We start from the raw sequence: 6585 nt of genomic DNA, 5'->3' as shown, positions 1-6585 counted from the left end.
AAAATCCTACAAATCGCATCAACACCATATAAGTCTTTATTGTTATGGATGAAATCCACCATTATTTGTGTGGGCGGTCGAGCTCCGCCTGGGCGAAAAAAGCGGCTGCTTTACGTAGAATTTCATTGGCACGCTTTAATTCTTTAATTTCACGTTCCATTTGCTTCATTTTTTCTTGATCAGATATCTGTTGTACTTTAATAGGATTTTGCTGATCTAAATGCTTTTGATGCCAGGCACGAAGTGTTTCAGGAGTACAACCAATCTTAGGCGCAATTGCTGTGATTGCAGCCCAAGTAGAAGGATAATCTTTTTCAGATTCAATCAATAATTGAACCGCTCTTTCTCTGATTTCAGGGGTATATTTTAATTTTGTCATCGGGGTAGTCTCTCAGAATATTGACTCTCCGACAAACCCGGTACGGTTCACTACTGATCAAATCCCTTAATCTTTCTGAAATTGATCAAAAAATCTTTTTATCTGTATAAACAAACAAAGAGGCTTCGAGAAGCCTCTTTGTGTTAGTCATTTTCTAAATAATTATCTTAGTTTTAGTAAATGATATGACCATTTGAAAGCAACTCTTCCAAGTTCGTATTCACACCCTCAAGAGTAATAAGTTCAACCTTATCTTGGAACTGTGTACCAGCTCCATCACGATCAATTGATATCACTGTGGCATTGTTGTCATTTACTTCTACAGAAATATATTCACTAATATTCTCTGCATTTGCACCTGTTAACAATGCACTCACATCAATTGCATCACCCTCAGTGAGACTGAAATCAGTCCAGATATCAGCAGTACCTTCATCTTGACCCGCATTGAGCACTTCATAAATCACTGTATCCGCTCCACCACCTAAGGTGAAAACATCTTCGGCATCAGATGCAACTACTTGCTCATCTAGATCTGAGCCAGTTAAGTTCATACCTACACTAATTTCAAGCGTTGCTGTTTGTTCAGTGCCCACTTTCGAAATTGTGGTATAGGTAAATGTTTCTATGCCTGCACTTTCGCCAGAAGGCTGATAAGAATATGAACCATCTTTATTGAGAGTTAATACACCATGCTGACCCTGAACAGTAAAGGAACTCGCACCTTTAGTGAGGTCATTTACATATAATTCTTGACGACCAATCTTTAGAATATCAATTTGGTCATTTGCTTGATCATTATCCTGTAGAATATTGCCTATAATTGCTTCTACTGGCTCTCCATTAAAAGAAATATCATTAATGATATTTCCGGTAAGTTCAGCACTTGTAATATTACGAATATTTGTCAAATTACCATTCAGGTTAATAATGACAGTATATTCACCGGCGGTAAAATCCGTGTCTTCTGGAAGTGTAATCGGTGCAGAAATTTTTCCATTATATGCTGCTTGACCAATTCCTCTTCCCCACGTAACTGCAATAGGACCTTGATATACAGTTTCTCCATCCTTAGTAATAAGGATGGTTGCCGTTGGAGTACTGGCAAGTGAAGTACGCGTCACTGAGGCATTCAGCGTAAGAGTTTCAGCATATTGATAATCAGTTAACTCGAAATTAATAGCAACATTATTTTCATTCAATAGACTTTCATCTGCAGTGAAAGTACGTTCACTCGAGTTTCGAGAGTCAATGACAATTGATTCAAAATCATCCACAGCTTCATGCGTTTGAATGGCGATATTCAAAATATCAATAAATGATTTACCATCTGCAGCTTGCTTGACAAGCTCAAAACGCTCGATTTCGCCATACGGTGGCTGCCATCCGGTTGTATCTGCTGGTTTAGTCACGCTATAGGTATAAGTGCCATCAAAGTTAATGACTAAAGTACCGAACTGTCCAACCACTGTTGTTGCTGTACCTTCTTGCACAATTTGATCATTCACTTCAACCAACTGTACAGTATCATCAGCAGTAACATCACCTGATGTTGTGCCATTCAATTGTACAGGAGCGTTATAGTCATAAGTTTTATCGACAGTGACTTCAACACTCGCTCCACCTGCAAGATCAACACCTCCTGTTGCAGCAATAATTGCGATATAAGTACCTTCACCGAACGATAAAGTGAGTGGATCACTTCTACCACTTGCTAAGAATGGAACATACAGGAATGATGGTTCTTGGTAGACTTGAACAAAGAGTCCTGTTTCTTCATCTTGGCGATAAATGGTAAAGCCATAAGTGACAGCGACCGATAGACCACCGCCACTTCCTTGGAAGGTCAACTCACGAAGTGTGCCAGCACCAACGGTAAAGTCCATGACCCCCTCTGTACCTATAACGCTTGCAGAAAGTACATTTCCTGCAACCCCTAGATTCAATAGGTTAATTGCTGTTGCATTCTCAATAGTAATTTGATTACCAGTCAATACAGTTTCTAATGGTTGAACGGTCAGAGTAACTGTATCATCAATAATGACATCTTCATTGCTTGGAATACGAACCAATTCGATATTAAGTTCAGCGCTTGCTGTTGTACCATCTGGAGCAGTAATGACATAGCTAAAGCTATCTGTTTCACCATATTCACGGAAATTAGCATTGGCAGAGTAGCTATACGTACCATCTTGTTGGATACTTAAAGTACCATGCTGGCCTTGTATCGTCGTCATCCCTGCGGCATTCAACGTAGTACCATTAACACTTGTAATTAAACTACCTTCTGGAACTTGATCAGTACCATTTTGATAATCTGTATCAGTAATTACATTACCTGCAGATGTACCCGTAATCGCAATCGGATTATTGAAGTCATTGACCACATCCCCCGTGAAACGCATGGTATAACCGGTCACAAGCGATAAGCCTTCACCATTGCCTAACACTAGCAACCACTCACCTTCATCAAAGTTACGGGTAATTGTTGGTGATACACCACCAACCACAACGGTGTACCAGTTTTCAAGACTCTCTCGAAGTTCCCATTCACCCGTAGTGGCATTACGTTTGTACATGAACAAGTCCATGCTACCGGCTGTTAAACCGCCTGCATCAGCATAGAAGGTAAGGTCACGTGTAGTTCCTTCTGCTACGCTGATATCTACAGATGATGAAAATACGCTCTCTAGTGCGCTTACATTTAAAACAGGTCCTAATCCCACCGCACCAACAGTAAAACCAGTACTATTTAAACTGCTTGGGTTAGGATTTACAGCTTGTGAAGGCAATATATCAAGTATTAACTGAACATTGTTATCTGCTGCTGCAACAACTTCTGCGATACCTGCACGAATCTCTTCAGTTGTGTTATTACCAGCAGCATCACTGACAACCACATTAATTAACGCACCATCTGCAAAAGGAGCATTTGGCGTATAGATATAAACGCCATTTTCACCTGCTTGGCCACTTGCTAACTCATTACCTTCAGCATCCGTAAGCACTACATTTGCATTTGGTTCTGTTACTACAGTAATGGAACCAAGGCCATCAGCAATTGCAATTGATTCAATAATTGGTGGAGTAATATCTGGTGCATTAATACTTACTGGTGTTGATTCATTACCACTTGTATCAGTAGCTACAATATTAAGTTCTTCGCCATTTGAAAATGGGTTCTCAAGCTCAATAATAAAGTTGCCTTCTTCATCCGCTGTATCAGTAGCAAGTTCATTACCCGCCGCGTCTCTTACGGTAATGGTTGAACCTGGCTCGGCTGTGCCTACCACTGTTGTGCCATCAAAGTCCTCAATAACCGGGACCTCTGGAGCAGTGGTATCTGTTGCTGTATCCGCTACAGCGGTAACAGAATCTGATTCATTACCTGCTGCATCTGTCGCTGTGACTTCTACCTCTGTACCATTTTCAACCGCCGGTTCAAGCACAACACTGAAATTACCGTCTTCATCGGCTGTTCCAGTGGCAAGTACCTCACCCGCAGCATTTCGGATCGTAATAGTTGATCCCGGTTCGGCTGTACCCACCACTGTTGTACCATCAAAACCTTCGATTTCTGGTACCTCTGGAGCGATTGTATCTGCTATTGCTATGGCAGGTGCTGATTCATTACCTGCTGCATCTGTAGCCGTGACCTCTACCTCTGTACCATTCTCAACCGGAGTTGGAAGGGTAATGCTAAAGCTACCCTCTATATCATCGGCCGTGCCAGTTATAAGTACCCCCTCAGCATCTCGAATCGTAATAGTTGATCCCGGTTCAGCTGTGCCTACCACTGTTGTGCCATCAAAGCCTTGAATATCCGGTACTGCAGGTGCGGTAGTATCTGTATTCGTATCTGCTGTAGCTGTAACAGGATCTGATTCATTACCTGCTGCATCTGTCGCCGTGACTTCTACCTCTGCTTCATCCTCAACTGGCTGTTCAAGCACCACTCGGAAATTACCGTCTTCATCGGCTGTTCCAGTGGCAAGTACCTCACCCGCAGCATCTCGGATCGTAATAGTTGATCCCGGTTCAGCCGTACCCACCACTGTTGTGCCATCAAAGCCTTGAATATCCGGTACTGCAGGTGCGGTAGTATCTGTATTCATATCTGCTATTGCTGTGGCAGGATCTGATTCATTACCTGCTGCATCAGTCGCCGTGACTTCTACTTCTGCACCATCTTCAATCGCCGGTTCAAGCACAACACTGAAATTACCTTCTTCATCGGCTGTTCCAGTGGCAAGTACCTCACCCGCAGCATCTCGGATCGTAATAGTTGATCCCGGTTCGGCTGTACCCACCACTGTTGTGCCATCAAAGCCCTCAATAACCGGGACCTCTGGAGCAGTGGTATCTGTTGCTGTATCCGCTACAGCGGTAACAGAAGCTGATTCATTACCTGCTGCATCTGTCGCCGTGACTTCTACTTCTGCACCATCGTCAATCGCCGGTTCAAGCACAACACTGAAATTACCTTCTTCATCCGCTGTAGCAGTAGCAAGCTCATTACCCTCAGTGTCGCTCACGATGATGGTTGAACCCGGCTCGGCTGTGCCTACCACTGTTGTGCCATCAAAGCCCTCAATAACCGGGACCTCTGGAGCAGTGGTATCTGTTGCTGTATCCGCTACAGCGGTAACAGAAGCTGATTCATTACCTGCTGCATCTGTCGCTGTGACTTCTACTTCTGCACCATCTTCAACCGCCGGTTCAAGCACAACACTGAAATTACCTTCTTCATCCGCTGTAGCAGTAGCAAGTTCATTACCCGCCGCGTCTCTTACGGTAATGGTTGAACCTGGCTCGGCTGTGCCTACCACTGTTGTACCATCAAAGCCCTCAATGACCGGGACCTCTGGAGCAGTGGTATCTGTTGCTGTATCCGCTACAGCGGTAACAGAATCTGATTCATTACCTGCTGCATCTGTCGCTGTGACTTCTACCTCTGTACCATTTTCAACCGCCGGTTCAAGCACAACACTGAAATTACCTTCTTCATCCGCTGTACCAGTAGCAAGCTCATTACCCTCAGTATCTCTTACGGTAATGGTTGAACCCGGCTCGGCTGTGCCTACCACTGTTGTGCCATCAAAGCCCTCAATGACCGGGATTTCTGGAGCAATTGTATCTGCTACAGCTGTAGCAGGAGCAGATTCATTATCTGCTGCATCTGTCGCTGTGACTTCTACCTCTGTGCCATTTTCAACCGCCGGTTCAAGCCCAACGCTGAAATTACCTTCTTCATCCGCTATAGCAGTAGCAAGCTCATTACCCTCAGTGTCGCTCACGATAATGGTTGAACCCGGCTCGGCTGTGCCTACCACTGTTGTGCCATCAAAGCCCTCAATAACCGGGACCTCTGGAGCCGTGGTATCTGTTGCTGTATCTGCTACAGCGGTAACAGAATCTGATTCATTACCTGCTGCATCTGTCGCCGTGACTTCTACTTCTGCACCATCTTCAACCGCCGGTTCAAGCACAACACTGAAATTACCTTCTTCATCCGCTGTAGCAGTAGCAAGCTCATTACCCTCAGTGTCGCTCACGATAATGGTTGAACCCGGCTCGGCTGTGCCTACCACTGTTGTGCCATCAAAGCCCTCAATAACCGGGACCTCTGGAGCAGTGGTATCTGTTGCTGTATCCGCTACAGCGGTAACAAAATCTGATTCATTACCTGCTGCATCTGTCGCTGTGACTTCTACCTCTGCACCATCTTCAACCGCCGGTTCAAGCACAACACTGAAATTACCTTCTTCATCCGCTGTAGCAGTAGCAAGTTCATTACCCGCCGCGTCTCTTACGGTAATGGTTGAATCTGGCTCGGCTGTGCCTATCACTGTTGTGCCATCAAAGCCCTCAATAACCGGGACCTCTGGAGCAGTGGTATCTGTTGCTGTATCCGCTACAGCGGTAACAAAATCTGATTCATTACCTGCTGCATCAGTAGCGGTTACTTGTACTTCTACTGCGTCAGAAACCGAAATCGGAAGTATAATACTAAATTTACCATCTACATCTACTGTACCATTTGCGAGTACTCTTCCAGTTGTACTACTGATAGTAATGGTTGAACCCGGCTCGGCTGTGCCTACCACTGTTGTGCCATCAAAGCCCTCAATAACCGGGACCTCTGGAGCAGTGGTATCTGTTGCTGTATCTGCTACAGCGGTAACAGAATCTGATTCATTACCTGC

1 protein-coding gene, 1 pseudogene and 1 other annotated feature are annotated in these 6585 nt (G+C 44.5%); the gene and the pseudogene both read right to left on the bottom strand.

The genetic code is table 11. The features are described from left to right. Nucleotides 1-104: a sequence feature (AL1L pseudoknot), on the bottom strand. This feature is flagged as partial in the annotation. Continuing rightward, nucleotides 1-379 (bottom strand): annotated as a pseudogene (locus tag C3420_RS16070) (transposase); the annotation flags it as partial. It overlaps the preceding feature by 104 nt. Nucleotides 380-552: 173 nt before the next feature. Next, a partial coding sequence (locus C3420_RS16060; RefSeq protein ID WP_146048172.1) for a BapA/Bap/LapF family large adhesin occupies nt 553-6585 on the bottom strand: 6033 nt, incomplete at its 5' end.

This window comes from Acinetobacter sp. ACNIH3 (assembly GCF_002918965.1).
GTDB classification, from domain to species: Bacteria; Pseudomonadota; Gammaproteobacteria; order Pseudomonadales; family Moraxellaceae; genus Acinetobacter; species Acinetobacter schindleri.
The sequence above is the reverse complement of the archived record's forward strand: the minus strand, read 5'-3'. Positions and strand labels throughout refer to the sequence as shown.